At 72.4% G+C, this 22,191-nt stretch carries 21 protein-coding genes; 8 read left to right on the top strand and 13 right to left on the bottom strand.

Annotation, left to right across the window (positions count from 1 at the left end; genetic code table 11):
- The first annotated feature begins 22 nt into the window (after positions 1 to 22).
- Entirely contained in the window at positions 23 to 697 is a 675-nt protein-coding gene (locus tag ACIPSA_RS16170; protein WP_402634532.1) for a pyridoxal 5'-phosphate synthase, read from the top strand.
- Positions 698 to 722: 25 nt separating this feature from the next.
- Here ACIPSA_RS16170 and ACIPSA_RS16165 read toward each other — a convergent pair whose 3' ends face one another.
- The 4 genes from ACIPSA_RS16165 to ACIPSA_RS16150 are packed head-to-tail and all read right to left on the bottom strand — an operon-like array spanning position 723 to position 3,112.
- A complete protein-coding gene (locus ACIPSA_RS16165; RefSeq protein ID WP_402634529.1) occupies positions 723 to 1,592 on the bottom strand; it encodes a GNAT family N-acetyltransferase in 870 nt (289 codons plus the stop codon).
- 40 nt (positions 1,593 to 1,632) lie between these two features.
- Positions 1,633 to 2,235, bottom strand: coding sequence for a GNAT family N-acetyltransferase (locus ACIPSA_RS16160; RefSeq protein ID WP_402634526.1), 603 nt, complete (start codon positions 2,233 to 2,235; stop codon positions 1,633 to 1,635).
- A 26-nt stretch (positions 2,236 to 2,261) separates the two neighbouring features.
- Entirely contained in the window at positions 2,262 to 2,666 is a 405-nt protein-coding gene (locus ACIPSA_RS16155) for a Zn-ribbon domain-containing OB-fold protein (protein WP_402634523.1), read from the bottom strand.
- Positions 2,666 to 3,112 (bottom strand): DoxX family membrane protein, encoded by a 447-nt coding sequence (locus ACIPSA_RS16150; protein WP_402634521.1) that lies wholly within the window; start codon positions 3,110 to 3,112, stop codon positions 2,666 to 2,668. The genes ACIPSA_RS16155 and ACIPSA_RS16150 overlap by 1 nt, the downstream gene beginning before the upstream one ends.
- Positions 3,113 to 3,342: 230 nt before the next feature.
- Between ACIPSA_RS16150 and ACIPSA_RS16145 the strand changes: the two genes are divergently transcribed.
- The 4 genes from ACIPSA_RS16145 to ACIPSA_RS16130 all read left to right on the top strand — a co-directional run bounded on the left by ACIPSA_RS16145 (position 3,343) and on the right by ACIPSA_RS16130 (position 9,391).
- Positions 3,343 to 4,575: a flavin-containing monooxygenase gene (locus ACIPSA_RS16145; RefSeq protein WP_402634518.1), complete on the top strand. Its 1,233-nt coding sequence runs from the start codon at positions 3,343 to 3,345 to the stop codon at positions 4,573 to 4,575.
- Positions 4,576 to 4,727: 152 nt separating this feature from the next.
- Positions 4,728 to 6,218 (top strand): flavin monoamine oxidase family protein, encoded by a 1,491-nt coding sequence (locus ACIPSA_RS16140; protein ID WP_402634516.1) that lies wholly within the window; start codon positions 4,728 to 4,730, stop codon positions 6,216 to 6,218.
- Positions 6,219 to 6,374: 156 nt separating this feature from the next.
- Positions 6,375 to 8,603 carry an acetate--CoA ligase family protein gene (locus tag ACIPSA_RS16135; protein ID WP_402634513.1) on the top strand — a complete coding sequence of 743 codons (2,229 nt, stop codon included), beginning with the start codon at positions 6,375 to 6,377 and terminating at the stop codon, positions 8,601 to 8,603.
- Positions 8,600 to 9,391, top strand: coding sequence for an enoyl-CoA hydratase/isomerase family protein (locus ACIPSA_RS16130; protein WP_402634510.1), 792 nt, complete (start codon positions 8,600 to 8,602; stop codon positions 9,389 to 9,391). The genes ACIPSA_RS16135 and ACIPSA_RS16130 overlap by 4 nt, the downstream gene beginning before the upstream one ends.
- Before the next feature lie 5 nt (positions 9,392 to 9,396).
- Here ACIPSA_RS16130 and ACIPSA_RS16125 read toward each other — a convergent pair whose 3' ends face one another.
- Positions 9,397 to 10,323 carry a hypothetical protein gene (locus tag ACIPSA_RS16125; protein ID WP_402634508.1) on the bottom strand — a complete coding sequence of 309 codons (927 nt, stop codon included), beginning with the start codon at positions 10,321 to 10,323 and terminating at the stop codon, positions 9,397 to 9,399.
- A gap of 82 nt (positions 10,324 to 10,405) precedes the next feature.
- Here ACIPSA_RS16125 and ACIPSA_RS16120 point away from each other — a divergent pair, with 82 nt between their 5' ends.
- Entirely contained in the window at positions 10,406 to 11,008 is a 603-nt protein-coding gene (locus tag ACIPSA_RS16120) for a flavin reductase family protein (protein WP_402634505.1), read from the top strand.
- On the opposite strand, the gene ACIPSA_RS16115 is transcribed toward ACIPSA_RS16120, so the two are convergent.
- The 4 genes from ACIPSA_RS16115 to ACIPSA_RS16100 form a co-directional block, all read right to left on the bottom strand.
- On the bottom strand, positions 11,005 to 12,327 hold the full coding sequence (locus ACIPSA_RS16115) for an MFS transporter (RefSeq protein WP_402634502.1): 1,323 nt from the start codon (positions 12,325 to 12,327) through the stop codon (positions 11,005 to 11,007). The genes ACIPSA_RS16120 and ACIPSA_RS16115 overlap by 4 nt on opposite strands.
- A gap of 92 nt (positions 12,328 to 12,419) precedes the next feature.
- Complete coding sequence (locus ACIPSA_RS16110) at positions 12,420 to 13,469, bottom strand: Zn-dependent alcohol dehydrogenase (protein ID WP_402634499.1); 1,050 nt, start codon at positions 13,467 to 13,469, stop codon at positions 12,420 to 12,422.
- Positions 13,469 to 14,623 carry an acyl-CoA dehydrogenase family protein gene (locus ACIPSA_RS16105; protein ID WP_402634496.1) on the bottom strand — a complete coding sequence of 385 codons (1,155 nt, stop codon included), beginning with the start codon at positions 14,621 to 14,623 and terminating at the stop codon, positions 13,469 to 13,471. The genes ACIPSA_RS16110 and ACIPSA_RS16105 overlap by 1 nt, the downstream gene beginning before the upstream one ends.
- Before the next feature lie 109 nt (positions 14,624 to 14,732).
- Positions 14,733 to 15,647 (bottom strand): SDR family oxidoreductase, encoded by a 915-nt coding sequence (locus tag ACIPSA_RS16100; protein WP_402634493.1) that lies wholly within the window; start codon positions 15,645 to 15,647, stop codon positions 14,733 to 14,735.
- Positions 15,648 to 15,732: 85 nt separating this feature from the next.
- Between ACIPSA_RS16100 and ACIPSA_RS16095 the strand changes: the two genes are divergently transcribed.
- Positions 15,733 to 16,659, top strand: a complete 927-nt coding sequence (locus ACIPSA_RS16095) for a cyclase family protein (RefSeq protein WP_402634490.1) — start codon at positions 15,733 to 15,735, stop codon at positions 16,657 to 16,659.
- A 231-nt stretch (positions 16,660 to 16,890) separates the two neighbouring features.
- Here ACIPSA_RS16095 and ACIPSA_RS16090 read toward each other — a convergent pair whose 3' ends face one another.
- From ACIPSA_RS16090 to ACIPSA_RS16080, 3 genes are all read right to left on the bottom strand, one after another.
- Positions 16,891 to 17,355 (bottom strand): ATP-binding protein, encoded by a 465-nt coding sequence (locus ACIPSA_RS16090; protein WP_402635410.1) that lies wholly within the window; start codon positions 17,353 to 17,355, stop codon positions 16,891 to 16,893.
- A gap of 554 nt (positions 17,356 to 17,909) precedes the next feature.
- Positions 17,910 to 18,779, bottom strand: coding sequence for an acyl-CoA dehydrogenase family protein (locus ACIPSA_RS16085; protein WP_402634487.1), 870 nt, complete (start codon positions 18,777 to 18,779; stop codon positions 17,910 to 17,912).
- An 8-nt stretch (positions 18,780 to 18,787) separates the two neighbouring features.
- Positions 18,788 to 19,921, bottom strand: coding sequence for an acyl-CoA dehydrogenase (locus ACIPSA_RS16080; RefSeq protein ID WP_402634484.1), 1,134 nt, complete (start codon positions 19,919 to 19,921; stop codon positions 18,788 to 18,790).
- 166 nt (positions 19,922 to 20,087) lie between these two features.
- On the opposite strand from ACIPSA_RS16080, the gene ACIPSA_RS16075 reads away from it, so the two are divergent.
- Positions 20,088 to 21,605, top strand: a complete 1,518-nt coding sequence (locus ACIPSA_RS16075) for a class I adenylate-forming enzyme family protein (protein WP_402634481.1) — start codon at positions 20,088 to 20,090, stop codon at positions 21,603 to 21,605.
- Here the strand turns inward: ACIPSA_RS16075 and ACIPSA_RS16070 are convergent.
- Positions 21,584 to 22,093 (bottom strand): EF-hand domain-containing protein, encoded by a 510-nt coding sequence (locus ACIPSA_RS16070; protein ID WP_402634478.1) that lies wholly within the window; start codon positions 22,091 to 22,093, stop codon positions 21,584 to 21,586. The two genes, ACIPSA_RS16075 and ACIPSA_RS16070, sit on opposite strands and share 22 nt — an antisense overlap.
- Positions 22,094 to 22,191 lie beyond the last annotated feature (98 nt).

The following is a 22,191-nucleotide window of genomic DNA, read 5'->3' as shown; positions in this document are numbered from 1 at the left end:
CCCGCCCGGGGATACTCGCTCCATGGCAGCAACGGATCTCCATGAACTCCTGAGGTCGCTGCGGGTCTGGGCCCCCGGTGTCACGGAGCTACCCCCCTTCGACCCGGCCACGGCACCCGCGAGCCCCCTCCCGCTCTTCACGACGTGGTTCGCGGAGGCGGTGGCGGCGGGCCAGGACGAGCCGCACACCATGTCGCTGGCGACGACGGACGAGAACGGCCACCCGGACGTGCGGATCGTGATGCTGCACGGCGCCGACGCCGACGGCTGGGCCTTCGCGACGCACGCCACGAGCCGCAAGGGCCATGAGCTGGCCGCCCACCCCTACGCTGCCCTGGCCTTCTACTGGCCGGTCCTGGGCCGCCAGGTCCGGGTCCGCGGCCCGGTCACGTCGGCCCCCTCCGAGGAGAGCCAGGCGGATCTCCACGCCCGTTCGACGGGGGCGCTGGCGGCGGCCCTGACCGGCCGGCAGAGCGAGGTCCTCGGGTCGGTGGAGGAGCTGAGGCAGGCCTCGGAGGCCGCCTGGGAACGGGCCCGCCGCAACCCGACCGCCCTCTCCCCCACCTGGACGCTCTACCGGCTGCGGCCGGAGGAGGTGGAGTTCTTCCAGGGCGACCCCGACCGGAGGCATGTGCGCCTGCTCTACCGGCGCGCGCACGAAGGAGAGGGCTGGAGCAGGGAACTGCTGTGGCCGTGAGCCATGTGGCCGCGCCCCGGCCCGCTCAGTCCCCGAACCAGTAGACCGTGAAGTCGGCGACCTCCCGATAGCCGATCCGCTGGTACAGCGCGTTGCTGGTGGGGTTCGCGAGGTCCGTGAACAGCAGGACCTCACTCGCCCCGGCCTCCAGCACGGCCCGGCTCACCGCGGCGGTCGCGGCGCCCGCGTATCCGCGTCCGCGCAGGTGGGCCGGGGTGTAGACGGGTCCGACCCGGACCTGGCCCGCGACCTGGCGGGTGACGCCGGCCAGGGAGACGGGGGTGCCGTCGGGGGTTTCCCAGAGGGTGGCCCCGCCGTAGGCGATGCGGGCGTCGGCCCACTCGCCGGGGGCGATGAAGCCGCGTTGTCCGCTCGCCTCGCCGAACTCCTTGAACCAGCGCATCAGAAGGTCCCGGTCGGCGGGCCCGGCGACTCTCGCCCGCCCCTCCGGCATCGGCTCCGGTGCCTCCAGCTTGCCGAGCCGGTAGAGCCGCTGCCGCTGGTGGATCCTCCCGGTGGCTCCCGCCCGCCGCTCCCACGCCTCGGCGAAGGCGGCCGCGGTGGCGGTCTTGCCCGAGACACTGGGGACGGGGTGGCCGAGGGCGAGTAGCCGGGCCGCCAGGGAGTCGGCCTCGTCCGCGGTGAGAGGGGTGAGGTTCAGCTGGTGCGGGGGTGTGTGGATGAGCGCCGCGCGGACTCCGCCGTTCCCCTCCTCGCCCAGGAATCCGAACAGCGGCGCCTGGTCACCGTAGAGGTGCAGCCCACGCTCGCGCAGCGCGTCCGTCACCGTCAGCGGCACGGTGTGCAGGGCGGGGCGCGAGCGCAGGAAGCCGCCCGCGCGGGCGAGGAAGTCGTCCAGGTCTTCGGTGAGCTGCCAGTCGTATGCGGGGGCCATGCCTCATGATCCCGGCAAGCACGTGGGCCGCGCCCGCGAATTAACCCTCGTACGGATCGGGATCCGTGGCTATCCGCGCGTGCAGGTGTACGTCCCGGAACGCGTCGTACCGTCCCGTGTCGAACATCGCGCCGCGCAGTGTCCCCTCGTACGGAAACCCGCACTTCCGCGCGATCCGGCACGACGCGTCATGCCCGACGGCGTGCCCCAGCTCCAGGCGATGCAGCTCCAGTTCCGTGAATGTCCAGCGTGAGACGAGGGTGAGCGCCCGCGTGGCCACGCGGTGGCCGCGGGCCTCCGGGAGGACCCAGTAGCCGACACGGGCGGCTCGGGTGACGCGGTCGATCATGTTGAGGCCGATGTGCCCCAGCGGGGTGCCGCTGTCCGCGTCCGTGACGCAGAAGTGCGCGCAGTTGCCGTCCGCCTCGTTCTCCGCCTGCTTGCGCAGGGAGGCGCGTGCTCCGTCGAGGTCGGTCACCGTCGCCAGGGGAGTGTTCCAGCGCCGGAATTCGGGATCGGACCGGCCACGCAGCCAGACCGCCACGTCGGAGTCCGCGCCCGCGTCCCAGCGGCGCAGACGCAGACCGTGACCGTGGAGCTCGGAACGCCGCCGAGCGGGGATGCGTTCATGTTCGGGAGCCATGGCCCCATTCAATCCCCCGGCGCGTGTCACTCGCCCGCGAGCCGGAACACCGGTGTCCCCTCCCGGAACGCGGCGACCAGTTCCGCCCCCGCCCGCAGCTCCCCCGGCGCGCCCCCCACCACCTCCGTCATCATCCGCGGCCCCTCGGCGAGGTCGACCACGGCGGCGACGTACGGCGTGCGCTGCCCGAAGGGCGGGAGGTCGTTCCGGTGGACCACCGACCAGGTGTAGAGGGTCGCCCGGCCGCTCGCCTCCTCCCAGGTCACGTCCTCGCTCCAGCAGTACGGGCAGAACTCGCGGGGGTAGTGGTGGGCGCGGCCGCAGCCCGGGGCCCCGCAACGGCGTACCAGCAGCCGTTCCTCCGCAGCCGCCTCCCAGTACGTCCTGGTGAACGCGTCCACTTCCGGCAGGTCGAACCTCGCCGCGCCCATCAGAACCACCCCAGAGCCGCGTCCACCGACCACGACTGCCACGCCATTCCGCCGAACCCCACCACCGAGATGAGCGCCATCATCGAGTTCTGCCCCTGCTCCGCCCAGTCGTGGATCATGAGGACGAAGTAGACGAGGTTCAGGAGCAGGCCGCCCAGCAGGGCGACCGGGGTGAGGAAGCCCGCGATCAGCCCCAGCCCCAGGGAGAGTTCCGCGTACGCGACGACGTACGCCATCGCCTTCGGACGCGGCTTGACCACGATCTCGAAGCCGGAGCGGACCGCGTTCCAGCGGTGCTTCCCGGCTATGTCCGCGGCCCAGGCGATCCCGCTCCCCGTGAACCAGGCCTTCTTGTCCTTGTGCCGCCAGCTCTCCAGCCACCACAGGCCGAGGCCGATGCGCAGCACCGCCAGCCACTCCGCGCCACTGAGCCAGATCGCATCCATGAATCTGACGGTACGTCAGTTCCTGGGGAATGCCGAGACCCGGTCCGGAATTGGCTGCGGAACGGCCATGGGGCTGTGGGGCGGCGGCGCGGTCTTTCCCACGATCGGGCCACAACCAGGTCTTCTACGTCACCGGTTCCCCCTATTCCTCGTACATGCGTGATCGATCCGCAACCAATTCCGGTCTTGACCGAGACCCATCAACGTGGGATGTGATTACGCTCGCGTTCATGGCCGACTCCAGCGACTCCAGCACGCCCGCGAGACCCCCCGCACAACCCGCGGACCACACCGACGACCGCACCGCCGATCGTCCCGTCTACGTCATCGGCGGTGGTCCCGGCGGCCTGGCCACCGCGTACGCGCTGCGCGCCCGGGGCGTACGGGCCATCGTCCTGGAGAAGTCCGACCGGGTGGGGGCGTCCTGGCGGCGCCACTACGACCGGCTCCATCTGCACACCACCCGGCGCCTGTCGGCCCTGCCGGGGCTGCCGATGCCGCGCCGGTTCGGGCGGTGGGTGTCGCGGGACAACGTGGTGCGGTACCTGGAGAAGTACGCCGAGCACCATGAACTGGAGATCGTCACCGGAGTCGAGGTCTCGCGCGTCGAGCGCGGGGCCGACGGCACGGGCTGGCTGCTGCACGCCTCCGGCGGGCGCGAGCTGACCGGCGGCGCGGTGGTCGTGGCCACCGGCTTCAACCACACCCCGCGCGTACCCGAGTGGCCCGGGCTCCAGGAGTACGACGGCAAGCTCGTGCACGCCGGTGAGTACCGCAACGCCGAGCCCTACACCGGGCGGGACGTCCTCGTCGTCGGTGTGGGCAACACGGGTGCCGAGATCGCCGTGGACCTGGTGGAGGGGGGCGCCTCCCGGGTGCGGCTGGCGGTGCGCACCACCCCGCACATCGTGCGCCGGTCGACCGCCGGGTGGGCCGCCCAGTACTCGTCCGTGCTGATACGGCGGCTGCCCGTCGGGCTGGTGGACCGGCTGGCCCGGCCGATGGCCCGGCTCAGCGTGCCGGACCTAGCCGACCACGGGCTGCCGCGCCCCGACACCGGTCTGTACTCCCGGGCGAAGGCGGGCGCGGTCCCGGTCCTGGACGTCGGTCTCATCGACGCCGTGCGCAAGGGGCGGGTGGAGGTGGTCGCCGCCGTGGACAGCTTCGAGGGCGGCAAGGTGGTCCTCGCCGACGGCACCCGCATCGAGCCGGACGCGGTCGTCGCCGCCACCGGCTACCTCCGCGGCCTCGATGGCCTCGTCGGCCACCTGGACGTGCTCGACGGCCGGGGCAGACCGGTCGTGCACGGCGCCCGCGCCCCGAAGAACGCCCCCGACCTCTATTTCACCGGCTTCACCAACCCCATCAGCGGCATGTTCCGCGAGCTGGCGATCGACGCGGAGAAGATCGCCAAGGCCGTAGCCAGGAGTTCGGCGGGGAAGCTCTCCCGAATCCCGGGCTGACACAGCGGGCCTCAACTCACTTACGTACGCCTCCTGTTACTTGAGAGTCAGATGTGACGGAAGAGCTGTACGCCGCCGTCGTGCGGGGCCAGAATGTGAGCACTGCTCAACTTTCCAGCTCACTACCTCTCGCTCATCGACGGAGGATGCACGTGGCACGTGAAAGACAGCTCTCCCGACGCTCCCTGCTCGGCGGTGCGGCGGCCGCCGCAGGAGCCGTCGGCCTCACCGCCACCACCGCCGGCACGGCGTCCGCGGCGACCGCCCGCACCGTCGACGTGGCCGTCGTCGGCGGCGGGCTGGCGGGCCTCACCGCGGCCCGCGACCTGGTGGCCGGCGGCAGGTCCGTGGTCGTCCTGGAGGCCCGGGACCGGGTCGGCGGCCGGGTGGTGAACCTGAAGCTGGCCAACGGCGGGGTCACGGAGGGCGGAGCCGAGTTCATCGGCCCCACCCAGGACCGCATCAAGGCCCTGGCCGACTCCCTCGGCGTGGCGACCTTCACCACCTACAACACGGGCAACAATCTCCTCTACAAGGACGGCAAGAGGACCCCGTACGACACCAGCGGGCTGCTCGGCTCCGTGCCGCCGGTGGACGCGGCCGGGCTCGCGAACGCCGCGATCGTGCAGTCCCAGCTCGACAGCATGGCCAAACAGGTGCCGGTCGACGCGCCGTGGACCGCGGCCAAGGCCGCCGAGTGGGACAAGCAGACCTTCGAGAGCTGGCTGAACGCCAACGCCGTCATCCCCTCGGCCAAGTTCCTCCTCGACCTGGCCTGCACGTCGGTCTTCTCGGCCCAGCCGCGCGAACTGTCCCTCCTGTACGTGCTGTACTACATCGCCGCCGCCGGGAACGCCGCCAACCCCGGCACCCTGGAGCGCCTCACCGACACCGCGAACGGCGCCCAGGAATCCCGCTTCGTGGGCGGCTCCCAGCAGGTGCCGATCAAGCTGGCGGCGACGCTCGGGGACCGGGTGGTGCTGGGCGCGCCGGTGCGCTCCATCGCGCAGTCGGGCAGCCAGTACGTGGTCACCGCGGACGGGATCACGGTGACCGCGGCCCGGGTGGTCGTCGCGCTGCCGCCGCCGCTGGCCGCGCGCATCGCGTACGACCCGCTGCTGCCGGCCGAGCGCGACCAGCTGTGCCAGCGGATGCCGATGGGGTCGATCGGGAAGGCGATCGCCGTCTACGACACCCCGTTCTGGCGGGCCGACGGGCTGAACGGGCAGGCCGTCAGCGACTCCGGCGTGGTCCGCTCGACGTTCGACAACTCGCCGCCCGACGGGTCGTACGGCGCGCTGATGGGCTTCATCGAGGCCGACGAGATGCGGGCGTACGACTCCGCGAGCGTGGACGACGTCAAGGCGGCCGTGCTGAAGGACTACGCGAACTACTTCGGGGACAAGGCGAAGTCCCCGGCCTCCTTCGTCCTGCAGCGGTGGGACAACGAGGGGTTCTCGCGGGGCGGCCCGGTCGCCTACGCTCCGCCCGGGGTGCTGACCGAGTACGGGGCCGCGCTGCGCAAGCCGGTGGGCGGGATCCACTGGGCCGGGACCGAGACCTCCACGTACTGGAACGGGTTCATGGACGGAGCGGTGCGGTCGGGCGAGCGGGCGGCCAAGGAGGTGCTGGCGGAGCTGTAGGGGCCGACGGCGGACTCCGGGGGTCGGGGGGCCGGGGGGCCGGGCATCGCCCCGTTCGTCAACCTTTGCGTGCAGGACAGTTCCTGACGTTGCGTCAGTTCAGTAATCTGACACTGCGTCAGTTGGATGTGCTGTCACACAGGAGCGGGCGGAACGATGCTTGGATCAACCCACGGCACCCTCACCACCGACTCCCGCCGGGCCCGGGTCATCGCCTGCGGTGAGCTGCGTCCCGGGCCGGCCGTCCACGGCCGGGCCGCCGACGTGGACGACCTCGACGTGAGCGGGCGGCCGCTGTACGCGGACGTACCGGATCTGGACCGGTTCTTCCGGCCCGGGTCCGTCGCCGTGATCGGTGCCTCGGACACCGAGGGGCGGCCGAACACCGGGATCACAAGGCAACTGCTCTCCTGGGCCGAGCGGGTCGGGGCGCGGGTGCACCCGGTGCATCCCGCCCGGCCGTCGGTCTTCGGCGTCCCCTGCGTCGCCTGCGTCGCCGATCTGCCCGAGCAGGTCGACCTCGCCGTGCTGCTGGTGGCCGATCCGCTCCCGGTGGTCGAGGAACTCGCCGAGGCCAAGGTGAAGTTCGCCGTCGCCTTCGCCTCCGGGTTCGCGGAGACGGGCGAGGAGGGGGCCGAGGCCCAGGCGCGGCTCGCGGCCGCCGTACGGCGGTCGGGGCTCCGGCTGCTCGGGCCGAACACCAACCTCAACGCCTTCGAGCGGTTCCGCGAGGACCTGGAGGGGCCGGCGATCGCCCTGATCACCCAGTCCGGGCACCAGGGCCGGCCCGTCTTCGCCCTCCAGGAGCTGGGCATCCGGCTCTCCCACTGGGCCCCGACCGGCAACGAGGCCGACCTGGAGACCGCCGACTTCATCTCCTACTTCGCCGAGCGGCCCGAGGTCGGCGCCATCGCCTGCTACGTGGAGGGCCTCAAGGACGGCCGTGCCTTCCTGCTCGCCGCCGACCGCGCCGCCCGCCGCAAGGTGCCCGTCGTCGCCGTCAAGGTGGGGCGCACGGAGGCCGGGGCCCGTACCGCCGCCTCACACACCGGCAAGCTGACCGGGGCCGACGACGTCGTGGACGCGGCCATGCGGCAGTTCGGGATCGTCCGGGTCGACGGCCTCGACGAACTCCAGGACACCGCCGCCCTGCTGGCCCGCGCGCGGGCGCCGCTCGCCGACGGGGTCGTCGTCTACTCGATCTCCGGCGGCACCGGCGCGCACGTCGCCGACCTGGCCGCGGGAGCGGGGCTCAGGCTGCCGGTCCTGTCCGAGGACAGGCAGGCCGAGCTGCACCAGTGGATACCCGAGTACCTGAACGTGGCCAACCCGGTGGACAACGGGGGTCACCCGGTCGGGGACCGGCGCGGCCGGAAGATCATCGACTCGATCCTCGACGACCCGGAGGTGGGCGTCCTCATCTGCCCGATCACCGGGCCCTTCCCGCCCCTCAGCGACCGGCTCGTGCGGGACCTGGTCGACGCGGCCGAGGCGAGCGACAAGCTGGTGTGCGTGGTGTGGGGATCGCCGGTCGGCACCGAGCCGGCGTACCGCGAGGTCCTGCTCGGCTCCTCCCGCGTGGCCACCTTCCGTACCGTCGGCAACTGCCTCACCGCCGTCCGGGCCTACCTCGACCACCACCGCTTCGTCCGTTCCTACCGCTCCCCCTTCGACGAGGCACCCCGCACCCCCTCCCCGTCCTTCAAGAAGGCGCGGGCGCTGATGCGGCCGGGGCAGCAGCTGAGCGAGCACGCGGCGAAGCAGCTGCTGCGCGCGTACGGGATCCGGGTGCCGCGCGAGCAGCTGGTGACCAGCGCGGCGGCTGCCGTACGCGCGGCCGGGCAGGTCGGCTACCCCGTGGTCATGAAGGCGTCCGGCGCGCAGATCGCCCACAAGACCGAGCTGGGCCTGGTGAAGATCGGCCTGACCTCGGCCAGCCAGGTCCGGGACGCCTACCGCGAGCTGACCGACATCGCCCGCTACGAGGGCGTCTCGCTGGACGGCGTCCTGGTGTGCCAGATGGTGGAGCGGGGCGTGGAGATGGTCGTCGGCGTCACGCACGACGAGCTGTTCGGGCCGACGGTGACCGTCGGTCTCGGCGGAGTGCTGGTGGAGGTGTTGCGGGACGCCGCCGTACGCGTGCCGCCCTTCGGCGAGGAACAGGCGCGGGACATGATCGCGGAACTGCGCGGGCGGGCGCTGCTGGACGGAGTGCGGGGGCGGCCGCCCGCCGATCTCGACGGGCTCGTCGAGGTCGTCCTGCGGGTGCAGCGCATGGCGCTGGAGCTCGGGGACGAACTCGCCGAGCTCGACATCAACCCGCTGATGGTGCTGCCCCGGGGACAGGGCGCGGTGGCACTGGACGCGTTGGCGGTGTGCAGGTGAGCGGTGACGCGGTACGCCATGAAGCCCACGGCCGGGTCTCGTACGTCACCCTCGATCGCCCCGAGACCCTGAACGCCCTGACACCCGGAGACCGGAACCGCCTGATCGGCCTGCTGGAGGAGGCGTCGGCGGACCCGGGCACACGGGCTGTGGTCCTCACCGGCACCGGACGCGGCTTCTGCGCGGGCGCGGACCTGCGCGGCGGTGCACCCGGCGGGGAGCGCATCCCGGGCGACGTGTCCCGCACGCTCCGCCTCGGCGCCCAGCGGCTCCTCTCCGCCGTACTGGACTGCGAGAAGCCGGTGATCGCCGCCGTCAACGGCACGGCGGCCGGTCTCGGCGCCCATCTCGCGCTCGCCTGCGATCTCGTGCTGGCCGCGGAGTCCGCCCGGTTCATCGAGGTGTTCGTGCGGCGCGGGCTCGTGCCGGACGGCGGCGGCGCCTACCTCCTGCCCCGTCTGATCGGCCCGCAGCGCGCCAAGGAGCTGATGTTCTTCGGCGACGCGCTCGCCGCGGCCGACGCCGAGCGGCTCGGGCTGGTCAACCGGGTCGTACCGGACGGGGAGTTGGACAAGACGGCCCGGGAGTGGGCGGCGCGGCTGGCCGCCGGTCCCACCCGGGCGCTCGCCCTGACCAAGCAGCTCGTCAACGCGTCCCTCGACGGCGACCGGGCCACCGCCTTCGCCGCCGAGGCCGCCGCGCAGGAGATCAACATGACGACGGCGGACGCCCGGGAGGGTCTGCGGGCCTTCGTGGAGCGCAGGAGTCCGGAGTTCGGGGGGCGGTGAGGCTCTCAGCCGGCCGCCGCCGGCTTGAGGATCCACAGCTCGCCCGCGTCCGGGTCGCCGAAGAGCACGAACAACTCGGGAGCGTCCTCGGTGCCGCCGATGGACCAGTGCGTGTCCTCGCCGCAGTCGCCGTCGAGCCGCAGGAGCACGCCGTCCCGCCCGGTGTTGTCCGGGTCGGAGTCGGGCTCCCAGGTACCGGAGCCGCCGCACATGACGAAGTCCTTGGTGCGGAACTCCTCGAAGGTGGGCTCGGTCGCCAGCCTGGTGGCCTCGGCCCGCCCGCCGGGACGCAGCCGCAGCTCCGCCCCGCTCGGGCCGCGCCAGACCCCGGCCAGCTGGGCGGCGGTCAGCTTCGGGGGCTCGTACTCGGGGACCAGGCCTGCGGCGGTGGCCGCGATGCCTCCTCCCAGGGCCAGGACGAACAGGGGGACCGAGGCGAGTGCCGAGCGCCACCAGACGCCCCACGGCCGCCACGCGCGCGTGCGGACGTAGCCGACCCCGAGGGCGGGCAGGGCTCCCAGGGCCGTCAGGGACACGACCGTGGTGACCGGTGGCCAGTCCCACAGCAGCGCCGTGAGCCCGCCCCAGGCGGCCGCCGGGACCACGGGGGCCGCCAGGTTCCAGGCCCACCCGGGGCCGCCGAACCGGCGGGCGGCGAGTCGGGCGAGCACCGCCGAGGGCAGGGTGAGGGTGAGCGCCTGCACCACTCCCAGGAACGGCAGCAGGAGAGGCGCGAAGACGAGCAGGCAGAGAACGCCGAGGGCGGCCGGGGCGCCGCCGTAGCCGACACCGTAGTCGTCGCCGCCGAAGCTCGCGATCCACGCCAGCAGGCCGACCGCCGGGAGCTGCGCCGCGCACAGCGACGCGGCCGCGTTCAGGTCGCCGGACGACCAGGTCAGGCCGGTGATCCGGCGTATCTTTCCCCACCCCATCCGGGCAGCGTACGCGCGGCCCTTCCGGCGCCCGTCGCACCCCTTCCCATCTGACGTACCGTCAGCTTCAATGGACGGTGTGATGGGACACGCAGGGATGGCGGCCGCCGCCGTCCGCTACCTCAGGTCGGTCGACGCCCCGCCCTCGGGGCCCGTCGAGGCGCTGCCGCGCCCGCAGTTGCGCTGTGTCCGGGAGGACGAGCGGGCGCCGGTGGACCAGGGCGAGTTCCGGCGCGTGCTGGGGCACTTCGCGACCGGCGTGACCGTGGTGACGGCACCCGCCGCCGACGGCGAGGACGGCCCCGCCGGCTTCGCCTGCCAGTCTTTCTCGTCCCTGTCCCTGGACCCGCCCCTGGTCGCCTTCATGGTGGGCCGTACGTCGACGACATGGCCGCGGATCGCCCGCGCGGGAGTCTTCTGCGTGAACGTCCTGGGCGCCCACCAGGGCTCGCTGTGCCGTGGCTTCGCGGTGCGGGGTGCGGACAAGTTCGCGGGCGTCGAGTACGGCGCGGCACCCGTCTCCGGCTCCCCGCGCCTGGCCGGCGCGCTCGCCTGGATCGACTGCACCGTCCACGCCGTGCACACCGGCGGTGACCATCTGATCGTCGTGGGACGGGTGGACGCGCTGGGCACGGCCGACGAGGACACGGCTCCCCTGCTGTTCCACAAGGGACGCTTTCTCTAAGCCGCCACCGCTTGGCCCGGCACCGCTGCGGGGACCGCCGGACGCCGGCGGATCACCAGCGCCATCAGGGCCGCCGCCGCGCACAGCGCGCCGGAGGTGTACCAGACCATGTCGTACGAGCCGAAGACGTCCCGCGCCACACCGCCGAGGAAGGCGACGAGGGCCGCGCCGACCTGGTGGGAGGCGAGCACCCAGCCGAAGACGATGGCGCTGTCCTCGCCGTACTGCTCCCGGCACAGGGCGAGGGTGGGCGGGACGGTGGCGACCCAGTCGAGGCCGTAGAAGACGATGAAGAAGATCATCGGCGGGTGCACGCTCGGCGCCAGCAGCATCGGCAGGAACAGGAGCGAGATCCCGCGCAGCGCGTAGTAGACGGCCAGCAGCCGGCGCGGTTCGAAGCGGTCGGTGAACCAGCCGGAGGCGATCGTGCCGACCACGTCGAACACCCCGATGACCGCAAGTAGCGAGGCCGCCGCCGTGACCGGCATGCCGTGGTCGTGGGCCGCGGGCACGAAGTGCGTCTGCACCAGGCCGTTGGTGGAGGCGCCGCAGATCGCGAAGGTGCCGGCCAGCAGCCAGAAGGGCCCGGTGCGGACCGCGGACAGCAGGACCGTGACGGCCCGGCGGGCCGCGCCGGTGACCGGCTCCGGCTTCGGTACGAACTCCTCGGCGCCGTACGGCTTCAGGCCCACGTCGGCCGGGTGGTCGCGCAGCAGCAGCCAGACGAAGGGGACGACCGCGAGGGCGGCGAGGGCGACCGTCACGGCGGCCGGGCGCCAGTCGTACGACTCGACCATCCAGGACAGCAGCGGCAGGAAGATCAGCTGGCCGGAGGCCGAGGCCGCGGTCAGGATGCCGCTCACCAGGCCGCGGCGCGTGGTGAACCAGCGGTTGGTGACCGTCGCCGCGAAGGCGAGCGCCATCGAGCCGGAGCCCAGACCAACCAGCAGTCCCCAGCACAGCATCAACTGCCAGGCCGACGTCATCCACACCGTCAGGCCCGAGCCGACCGCGATCACCGTCAGCGCGACGGCGACCACCCGGCGGATGCCGAAGCGGTCCATCAGCGCGGCCGCGAAGGGCGCGGTGAGCCCGTAGAGCGCGAGGTTGATGGAGACCGCCGCGCCGATGGTGCCGCGTGACCAGCCGAAGTCCCGGTGCAGCGGGTCGATGAGCAGGCCGGGGAGCGACCGGAAGGCGGCCGCGCCGATGATCGTGACGAAGGTGACGGCGGCGACGAACCACGCCCGGTGGATACGCGGCCGGCGGGGAGACAGGGGATCTGCGATGTCTGCGGGGGCTTCCGTTGTCTGGGTCACGACATAAAGCCTCGGGCCTGCGCGTCCTCCGTTCGAGTGGCCCGAAGGCCAGCATTCAATAGGATCGGGCCACGCGGATCAGGACACGCGGATCAGAAGGTGAGCACCCCCCGCGCCACCCGCCCCGCCTCCGCGTCCGCCCGCGCCTTCTCGAAGTCCTCGACCGGGTACGTCTCCGTGACCAGCTCGTCCAGCAGCAGCCGCCCCTGGCGGTACAGCTCGGCGTACAGGGCGATGTCGCGCTGGGGGCGCGAGGAGCCGTAGCGGCAGCCCAGGATGGACTTGTCCAGGTACATGGAGGAGACCAGGAAGGAGGCCTCCGCCGTCGCCGGAGGGACCCCGAGCAGGACCGCCTGGCCGTGCCGGTCGAGGAGGTCGACGGCCTGGCGGATCAGTTCGGTCCGGCCGACGCACTCGAAGGCGTGGTCGGCGCCGCTGGGCAGGAGGTCCTTCACGCCCTCCGCCGAGGTCAGGAAGTCCGTGGCGCCGAACTGCCGGGCCACCGGCTCCTTGGCCGGATTGGCGTCCACCGCCACGATCCGCAGGGCGCCCGCGATCCGCGCGCCCTGGATGACGTTCAGGCCGATCCCGCCGGTGCCGATGACCAGGACGGTGTCCCCGCGGTCCACCCGGGCCCGGTTGAGCACGGCCCCCACACCGGTCAGCACACCGCAGCCCATCAACGCGGCCGACGGCATCGGGATGTCCTTCGGGATCCGGACCGCCTGCACGGCCTTGACGACCGTACGCTCCGCGAAGGCGGAGTTGGACGCGAACTGGTGGACCGGCCGCCCGCCCCTGCTGAAGGGCTTCCCCGGGCGGCCGATGGCCTGCCGGCACATGGTCGGGCGGCCCCGGTCGCACTCCGCGCACGTACCGCAGTTGGCGAGCGTGGACAGGGCCACGTGGTCGCCGGGCGCGACATGGGTGACACCCGCGCCGACCGCCTCCACCACCCCGGCACCCTCGTGCCCCAGCACCACGGGAACGGGGAAGGGTATGGTCCCGTCCACCACCGACAGGTCGCTGTGGCAGAGCCCGGCCGCCGAGATCGCGACCAGCACCTCGCCCGGCCCCGGATCCCGTACCGCCAGGTCGTCCACGACCTGCACCTGCTTGCCGTCGAACACCACGCCGCGCATCAAACGACCCCCTTGGGCTCTCTCGGCAGACCGAGCACACGCTCGGCGATGATCGTGCGCTGCACCTGGTCCGAGCCGCCGTAGATGGTGTCGGCCCGGGAGAACAGGAACAGCTGCTGCGCCGCGTCGAGTTCGTACGGCGCCGACGGCGACCAGTCCGCTGGACCCACGCCCGCCGCCGCCCCGCGCACCCGCACCGCCAGCTCCCCGAGCCGCTGGTGCCAGCCCGCCCACAGCAGCTTGGCCACGCTGGGCGCGCCCGGGTCGCCCGAACCGCCCAGCGTGCGCAGGGCGTTCCAGCGCATGGCGCGCAGCTCGGCCCACTGGCACACGAGCAGATCGCGCACGACCGGGTCGGACGCGGCACCGGTCTCGACGGCCGTGCGCAGGATCCGCTCCAGCTCCTGGGCGAAACCGATCTGCTGGGCGAGGGTGGACACGCCCCGTTCGAAGCCGAGCAGGCTCATCGCGACCTTCCAGCCCGCTCCCTCGCCACCCACCACGTGCTCCACGCGCGCGCGTGCCCCGTCGAAGAAGACCTCGTTGAAGTCGCTGGTGCCGGTCATCTGGCGGATGGGGCGGACCTCGATACGGCCCGGCTGGTCCATGGGGACCAGCAGGAAGCTCAGACCGTGGTGGCGGCGGGAGTCCGGGTCGGTGCGCGCCAGCACGAAGCACCAGTCGGCCTCGTGGGCCAGCGAGGTCCAGATCTTCTGGCCGGTGATCCGGTAGTACGGCTCATGCGGCTCGCGTACGGCCGTGGTGCGGATGCCGGCCAGGTCCGAGCCTGCGCCGGGTTCGCTGTAACCCTGGCACCAGAGTTCGTCACCGGCGGCGACCGGGGGGAGGAAGCGGGATTTCTGGGCGTCGGTGCCGTGGGCGATCAGCGTGGGGGCGAGGAGGTTCTCGCCGATGTGCCCGGAGCGCGGGGGTGCGGCCGAGCGGGCGTACTCCTCGGCCCAGGCGACCTGTTGGGTGAGGGTGGCGGTGCGGTTGCCGTGGCCGTCCTCGGGCCAGCCCAGTCCTATCCATCCCGCCTGACCGAGGGTGCGTTCCCAGGTGCGGCGGTCCAAGGCACGATCGGCATGGGCGGCCAGCCACGCCCTGACCTCTGTACGGAACGCGTCGTCCTCCACAGTGAACCCGAAGTCCATGAGGCCTCCCTTGAAATCACCGGCCGACATCCGCGCCCCCAAAGGGCGCGGGGAACTGCGCGACAAGCCACGAACAAGCCGCAGCCGCCAGACGTGAGGCGCCCCCGAACTATTGGGCGTTGGGCCGAGACCCGTCCCGAGCGGCCCGCTCCATCGCCTCCAGCTGCGCCAGCATCGGCATGGGATCCACCCCCACCGACCCGGGCAGGAAGTCCGCGATCCGCTCCGGCGTCCAGGCCCCCTCCCCGTAAGCCGAACGCAGTTCCCGCGGCTGGGCCCACACCGCGATCTTCGGCCCGGCGACCGTGTACACCTGCCCGGTGATCCCAGCCTCACGAGCCCGCTCGGACAGCAGATAGACCACCATCGCGGCCACGTCCTCCGGCTCGCCGATCTCCTTCAGCTCCATGGGCACCCCCGCCGACATCCGCGTACGAGCCACAGGCGCCACGGCGTTGGCGGTCACTCCGTACTTGTTCAGGCCCAGCGCAGCGCTCCGCACCAGCGAGATGATCCCGCCCTTCGCCGCGCTGTAGTTGGCCTGGGACACCGAGCCCTGGTGGTTGCCGCTGGTGAAGCCGATGAGCGTGCCGGACTTCTGCTTGCGCATGACCGCGGAGGCCGCGCGGAACACCGTGAAGGTGCCCTTGAGGTGGGTGGCGACGACCGGGTCCCACTCCTCCTCGGTCATGTTGAACAGCATCCGTTCGCGCAGGATGCCAGCCACGCAGACGACCCCGTCGAGGCGGCCGTACGCCTCAAGGGCAGTGTCGACGACGCGTTGGCCGCCCACCATCGTGGAGATGTCGTCGGCCACCGCGACCGCGTCCCCGCCGGCCGCCTCGATCTCCTTGACCACGGACTCGGCGACCTCGCTGGTCGGTGAGGTGCCGTCGGTGGAGACCCCGTAGTCGTTGACGACGACCCGCGCTCCCTCGGCCGCCGCGGCGAGGGCGACCGCCCGGCCGATGCCCCGTCCCGCGCCCGTCACGGCGACGACCTTGCCTGCCAAGAAGTTCCCCACGCCCGGCCCCTTCCCGCGGTTTCTGACGGACCGTTAGATTTTATGGCGCGTCAGACCGCGAAGGACAAGCCCCGGGGAGGCCCCGATGTCACTGCCGGACCGGTTCCACGACATCGCCAAGCGCGTCAACAACTGGGGGCGCTGGGGCGCGGACGACGAGATCGGCACCCTGAACCTGATCACCGACGAGGTGGTCCGCGAGGCCGCGGCCTGCGTCCGCACCGGCCGCCGCGTGCCGCTCGCGCTGCCGCTGCGCGAGGACGGCGTGCAGACCGGGATGATCCCGGGGCGGGTCAATCCGCTGCACGCGATGGTGCAGATCAACCAGGAGATCTTCGGGCCGGGCACGGTGGCGTGCAGCGACGACGCCGTGACGATGGGGCTCCAGGCGGCGACCCACTGGGACGCGCTGACGCATGTCTCGCACTCCGGCAAGCTCTACAACGGCCGCCCCGCCCACACCGTCACCGCGCACGGCGGCGCCGAGTTCAGCGGGATCGACAAGGCGCGGCACATCGTCTCGCGCGGGGTGCTGCTCGACGTGGCACGCGCGCGTGGCGTGGACCGGCTGGACGGCGGGCACGCGGTCACCCCGGAGGACCTGGAGGCGGCCGAGGAGCTGGCCGGTACGCGGGTGCGGGCCGGCGACATCGTGCTCGTGCGGACCGGGCAGGTCCAGGTGTATCTCGCCGGGGACAAGCACGGGTACGGCTATCCGTCGCCGGGCCTGTCGGTGCGGGCTCCGGAGTGGTTCCACTCGCGCGATGTCGCGGCCGTCGCGAACGACACCCTCACATTCGAGATATTTCCGCCCGAGATCGAGGATCTGTGGCTGCCGGTGCACGCCCTGGACCTGGTGGAGATGGGGATGCTCCAGGGGCAGAACTGGAATCTCGAAGAGTTGTCCACAGCCTGTGGAGAAGAAGGCCGGTACGCGTTCCTGCTGTCGGCGATGCCCGAACCGTTCGTGGGAGCGACGGGAACTCCGGTGGCGCCGGTGGCCGTCCTGTGAACTCCGGTTGGCGGCGCGGGCGCGGTCCCGCGCGCCGCCATCCGGCTCGACCCACACTCGACGAGGGCTTCCGTCGCCAGGGCCCTCGCCGTCCCCTCACGGCGAATCGCTGAACACAAGCGTGATCAGACGGTCACTTGGCGTCAACACCGGTAAGGTGATTTATTACTTAGATCCCGTTCGTGGCCGACGCGCACGGATGCACACCCGGCGCATCACCGTGCACCGGAACTACACGGCTTCGAACGCCAGTCCGTCGAATGCGGGGACCCCGCCCCCGTACGCCGCCGCCGTGCTCTCCACGCGCTGCGTACAGCGGTCCAGTTCGCACCAGATGCGCTTGCCCGCGCCGTCGGGGCTCCAGCCCCAGCGGTCGGCGAGGCCGTCGACGAGCGCCAGCCCGCGCCCCCCGGTCGCGTCGCCGTCCGCGCACCGCGGCACCGGGGCGCGGGTGCTCGTGTCGGCCACCTCCAGGCGCACCGTCGCCGACCCGTCCTCCGCGCCCGGCAGGGACAGGCGCAGCACGGCCGGACAGCCCGTGTGCACCACGGCGTTGGTGACCAGTTCGGAGACGAGCAGGATCAGCGTCTCGGCCAGCGGCTCGTCGGCCCCTATCCCGGACCCGGCGAGCCGCGAGCGGGCCCACCGCCTGGCCCGGCCCACCTCCGCGGGGTCGGGCCGGATCTCCAGCTGCACTTGAAGCACCTGCACCGCTCACACCATCCGAACCGGCGGACACATGACCCCACGCCATGCGAACGCCACGACGAGGGTCGCAACGAGCACCACGACGAGAGCCACGATCGTAGCCATTTTCTGCATGGCCAGAACAACGGCCAGAGCAAGGGTCACGGAACGTGATTCCCTTACGAGACAGCATGGTTGACGTACAGTCACCCCAACAAGCGCTTCGGGCATATTCCAGCGCGAAGGAGTACGCGTGCGGCATACTGTGCGACGCTCGCTGCGGGGAGTCGAACAGGCGGGGACACAAGCCCTTACCGCCCCGCGTGCGGCCGTGCGCACCGCCGGATGCGGGGTCGCCCCAGAGGCGACTCCGGCATGGCTCGTGCCCGGAACCACTCGCATCCCACAGAAGGTACCGGAGCGGACAGCCGACTCCAGGCCGTGACGAGTCACGCGTTGGACACAACCTGGTATCAACGCTCCGTAGTTCCGGTATGCCACGATCCGCGACATCGGCGACGATCGGACCACGGTTCCCGCAGCCCAGAGGGGTCGCGAGCCACTCAGCCCACCAGGTCGGCGGCGAGCATTTCCTCACTCTCCGTGATTCCCCCAGTACGCTGCGCCCGGACCCAGGCCCGCTTCAGGTGCAGGTGCACCTCGGCCTCCCAGGTGAAGCCCATGCCGCCGTGCACCTGGAGGCAGTCGCGGGCGCCGCGCACGGCGGCCTCGTCGGCGAGCAGCCGGGCCGCCGCGATGTCCATGGGATCGGCGGTGACGGCCGCCGCGTAGACCGCCGCACGGGCCGTCTCGGCCCGCACCAGCATGTCCGCGCACAGGTGTTTGACCGCCTGGAACGCCCCGATCGGCTGCCCGAACTGCTCACGCGTCCGGGCGTGCCGCACGGCCAGCTCGCACGCGCGCGTGGCCGTGCCGAGCTGTTCGGCCGCGGTGAGGAGTACGGCGAGCGGGTCGGGGGCGGCCGGGCGGGCGTCCGGCACCCGGTGCAGGGGTGTCAGCGGATCCACCGACCGCAGCGGCACTGCGCCGGAGGCGTCCCCGCGTACGACGTCGGCCCCGGTCAGCCATTCCACCGGCCCGCCGTCGACGGCGGTCACGACCGTCTCCCCGGTGGCCGCCCCGGGCACGGTCCCGGCCGCGAGGTGCGTGGCCACCAGCGGCCCCGGCAGCAGCGCCCGCCCGGCCTCCTCGAAGGCCAGCACGGCCTCGGGCAGGCCGAGCCCGACCCCGCCGTCCGCCTCCGGCAGGCGCAGCGCGAAGAAGCCCGCCTCGCCCAGCTCCCGCCACAGGGCACGGTCCAGGCCGGGCTCCGTGACCGCGGCCCGCAGCGCGTCCGCGTCGAAGCGCCGGGCCAGCAGCTGCCGTACGCCGTCTCGCAGCGCCCGCTGATCCTCGGTGAGTCGGAAGCGCATACGGCAGGTCACCGTCCCTTCGGCAGTCCGAGGATCCGTTCGGCCACGATGTTCCGCTGGATCTGCGAGGTGCCGGCGGCGATGGTGTACGAGAGCGAGGAGAGCCGGTCGAGGACCCAGGGCCGGCCGAGGTCGAGGGACTCCGTGCCGAGCACGTCCGCCGCCGCGTCGTACAGCTCCTGGCGCGCGTGCGAATACCTCAGCTTGAAGACGGAACCCCCGGTGCCCGGCACCCCGCCGCTCGCCTCCGCCTCGCTCACGTTCCACTGCGTCAGCCGCCACAGCGCGCGGAACTCGGCGTTCAGCCGCCCCAGCCGGCGCCGGAGCGCCGGGTCGTCCCAGCGGCCGTTCTCGCGGGCCTCGCGGGCCAGTTCGCCCAGGACACGGCGGCAGGCGACCACCTCGCCGACGAAGGCCGTGCCGCGCTCGAAGGACAGCGTCACCATGGTCACGCGCCAGCCGTCGTTCTCCGCGCCCACCCGGTTGGCCACCGGCACCCGCACCTCGTCGAGGAAGACCTCGGCGAACTCCGCCGACCCCGCGAGGGTCCGCAGCGGCCGTACGGTGACGCCCGGTGCGGCCATGGGCATGGCCAGCCAGGTGATGCCCCGGTGCCTGGGCGCCGCGGGGTCGGTGCGCACCAGCAGCTCGCACCAGTCGGCGACCTCGGCGTGCGAGGTCCAGATCTTGGACCCGCTCACCACGTAGTCGTCGCCGTCCCGCCACGCGCGCGTGCGCAGCGACGCCAGGTCGGATCCGGCGTCCGGTTCGCTGAAGCCCTGGCACCACACCTCGTCGCCGCGCAGCACGGGCGGCAGCCAGCGCGCCCGCTGCTCCGGGGTCCCTTCGGCGGCGATGGTCGGCCCGGCGTGCAGCAGCCCGACGAAGTTGGCGCCCACATAGGGCGCGCCCGCCTTCTCCGTCTCCTCCAGGAAGATCAGGCGAACGCTCGGTGATCCGTCCCAGTGCACCTCCGCGTACCCGGCGTCGTACAGCATCCGCTGCCACCCGAGGTCGTACGCGCGCCGCCCCGGCCAGTCGTCGGGGGACGGCTTCGGCGGCAGGGCGGGCAGCACCTTCGCCAGCCACTCCCGCAGCCGCGCCCGGAAGTCCTCCTCCTCGGACGTGTACGACAGGTCCATTCCCGGTCACTCGCCCCTTCTCGGTCCCTCGTCCCTTCCCGGCCAACCATCTGATGCTTCGTCAGATCCTCCGGCAGGCTAGCCCCGCGCCTCTGGACCGGCAAGGCGCCCGGCCCTACGCTCTCCGCACGAACTGACGTTTCGTCAGCTTGAGGAGGGTGCCGGGATGAACGCCGCCGCACACGAACTGAGCACGTCCCGCACGCTCTGGGACCTGGCCGTCCGCCGCGCCGGACTCACCCCCGACCGCCCGGTGTTCCTCCAGGACGACCGGGCGCTGACCTTCGGGGAGCTGCGCGACCGCGCCGAGCGGGTGGCGGCGGGCCTGTACGGCATGGGCGTGCGCCCCGGCACGGTCGTCGCCTGGCAGCTGCCCACCCGCATCCAGACGGCCCTGCTCTCCTTCGCGCTGGCCCGCCTGGGCGCCGTGCAGTCCCCGGTCATCCCCTTCTACCGGGACCGGGAGGTCGGCTTCGCGCTGCGGGAGTCCAGGGCGGAGTTCTTCGCCGTACCGGGCACCTGGCGGGGCTTCGACCACACGGAGATGGCGCGGCGGCTGGGCGCGAAGGGGGTCTTCGAGGCGTACGACGAGCTGCCCGACGGCGATCCGGGAGTGCTCCCCGCCCCGCCCTCCGAGGGGACCTCCGTCCGCTGGATCTACTGGACCTCCGGCACCACCTCCGATCCCAAGGGCGTGCTGCACACCGACCGTTCGCTGATCGCGGGCGGCTCCTGCCTGGCCCACGCGCTGCGGCTGTCGGCGGACGACGTGGGCTCGATGGCCTTCCCGTACGCGCACATCGCCGGGCCCGACTACACGGTGATGCTCCTGCTCTACGGCTTCCCGGCGGTGCTGTTCGAGCAGTTCGCGCTGGATCGGGCACTGGAGGAATACCGCAGGCACGGGGTGACGGTGGCCGGCGGGTCCACGGCGTTCTACTCGATGTTCCTGGCCGAGCAGCGCAAACAGCCCGGCGAGAAGGTCATACCGACGCTGCGGCTGCTCGCCGGGGGCGGGGCGCCCAAGCCGCCTGAGGTCTATCACTCGGTGGTCCGCGAGATGGGCGTGCAGCTCACGCACGGGTACGGGATGACCGAGGTGCCGATGATCACCATGGGGTCACCGGACGACACGGCGGAGAACCTCGCGACGACGGAGGGGCGGCCGCCGGAGGGGATGGAGATACGGATCGTGGACGGGGAGGTGCGGTTGCGCGGGGAGGCCGTCTGCCAGGGGTATCTGGACCCGGCGCAGACGGCGGAGGCCTTCGACGCGGACGGCTTCCTGCGCACCGGTGACCTGGGGCAGGTGACCGGGAGCGGTCACCTGGTGCTGACGGGCCGGTCCAAGGACGTGATCATCCGCAAGGGCGAGAACATCTCCGCGAAGGAGATCGAGGACGTGCTGCACCGGCACCCGGGCGTCGGGGACGTGGCCGTGATCGGGCTGCCGGACGCCGAGCGCGGGGAGCGGGTGTGCGCGGTCATCGAGCCGGCCGCACAACCGGAAGGGGCCGGGGAGCTGACCCTGGAGAAGGTGACCTCGTATCTGCGCGCGGAAGGGCTGTCGGTGCACAAGCTGCCGGAGCAGCTGGAGGTGGTGGACGCCCTTCCGCGGAACGAGACGCTACGGAAGGTGCTCAAGTACAAGCTGCGGGAACGCTATTCGGGCACGGTGAAGTAGCGGGCGACGGCCGGTACGACCTCCGCCTCGCCCACCCTGCCGTCGCCGTCGGTGTCGAGCGCGTCGACGGCCGCCCGGGCGATGTCCTCCTGGACGCCGAGGACCGTCAGCACGCGCGTGATGTCCGCCACGGTGGCCGTGCCGTCCGGGGTGGCCGCGAGGTCCAGGGTCGCGTGCAGGAAGGGGCGGGCGATCTCGGCGAACCGGTCCGGGTTGTCGTGCAGGCGCTTGACCGCACCGTTCACGAACTCCCCGCGGGTGATGCGCTGGTCGCCGTCCCGGTCCGCGATCCCCGCCATGCCCTGCCAGAAGGCCTCGGCGCCCGCGTACAGGGCCTGCCCCTTGGCGGACCGGGCCGCCGTCCCGAACTCCGCGAGCAGCGCCTTGGCGGCCGCGTTGAAGTCCTCCCGGTCGATCCAGCCGTTGCCGTCCTGGTCGAACGTGGCGAACCGGGCGGCGATCCTGCGCTCGTTCTCGGTGCTGACCATGTCTTCGGGCCGCCTTACCTCATGTGGGGGGTGCATCCGCCACGGAGCGTACGACGCCGGGGCCGGTCCGGGCCGGGAAATCGACGCTTGTGCCAAGA

This window comes from Streptomyces sp. NPDC086549, assembly GCF_044746205.1.
In the GTDB taxonomy this organism is placed as follows: domain Bacteria; phylum Actinomycetota; class Actinomycetes; order Streptomycetales; family Streptomycetaceae; genus Streptomyces.
Note: the sequence above shows the minus strand (reverse complement) of the source record. Positions and strands in the feature narration are given on the sequence as shown.

Bases quoted from the DNA above. Each gene is read 5' to 3' on its own strand.
- ACIPSA_RS16170 (WP_402634532.1), top strand. From the start codon at position 23: ATGGCAGCAACGGATCTCCATGAACTCCTGAGGTCGCTGCGGGTCTGG.
- ACIPSA_RS16165 (WP_402634529.1), bottom strand. From the start codon at position 1,592: ATGGCCCCCGCATACGACTGGCAGCTCACCGAAGACCTGGACGACTTC.
- ACIPSA_RS16160 (WP_402634526.1), bottom strand. From the start codon at position 2,235: ATGGCTCCCGAACATGAACGCATCCCCGCTCGGCGGCGTTCCGAGCTC.
- ACIPSA_RS16155 (WP_402634523.1), bottom strand. From the start codon at position 2,666: ATGGGCGCGGCGAGGTTCGACCTGCCGGAAGTGGACGCGTTCACCAGG.
- ACIPSA_RS16150 (WP_402634521.1), bottom strand. From the start codon at position 3,112: ATGGATGCGATCTGGCTCAGTGGCGCGGAGTGGCTGGCGGTGCTGCGC.
- ACIPSA_RS16145 (WP_402634518.1), top strand. From the start codon at position 3,343: ATGGCCGACTCCAGCGACTCCAGCACGCCCGCGAGACCCCCCGCACAA.
- ACIPSA_RS16135 (WP_402634513.1), top strand. From the start codon at position 6,375: ATGCTTGGATCAACCCACGGCACCCTCACCACCGACTCCCGCCGGGCC.
- ACIPSA_RS16125 (WP_402634508.1), bottom strand. From the start codon at position 10,323: ATGGGGTGGGGAAAGATACGCCGGATCACCGGCCTGACCTGGTCGTCC.
- ACIPSA_RS16120 (WP_402634505.1), top strand. From the start codon at position 10,406: ATGGGACACGCAGGGATGGCGGCCGCCGCCGTCCGCTACCTCAGGTCG.
- ACIPSA_RS16110 (WP_402634499.1), bottom strand. From the start codon at position 13,469: ATGCGCGGCGTGGTGTTCGACGGCAAGCAGGTGCAGGTCGTGGACGAC.
- ACIPSA_RS16105 (WP_402634496.1), bottom strand. From the start codon at position 14,623: ATGGACTTCGGGTTCACTGTGGAGGACGACGCGTTCCGTACAGAGGTC.
- ACIPSA_RS16095 (WP_402634490.1), top strand. From the start codon at position 15,733: ATGTCACTGCCGGACCGGTTCCACGACATCGCCAAGCGCGTCAACAAC.
- ACIPSA_RS16085 (WP_402634487.1), bottom strand. From the start codon at position 18,779: ATGCGCTTCCGACTCACCGAGGATCAGCGGGCGCTGCGAGACGGCGTA.
- ACIPSA_RS16080 (WP_402634484.1), bottom strand. From the start codon at position 19,921: ATGGACCTGTCGTACACGTCCGAGGAGGAGGACTTCCGGGCGCGGCTG.
- ACIPSA_RS16075 (WP_402634481.1), top strand. From the start codon at position 20,088: ATGAACGCCGCCGCACACGAACTGAGCACGTCCCGCACGCTCTGGGAC.
- ACIPSA_RS16070 (WP_402634478.1), bottom strand. From the start codon at position 22,093: ATGGTCAGCACCGAGAACGAGCGCAGGATCGCCGCCCGGTTCGCCACG.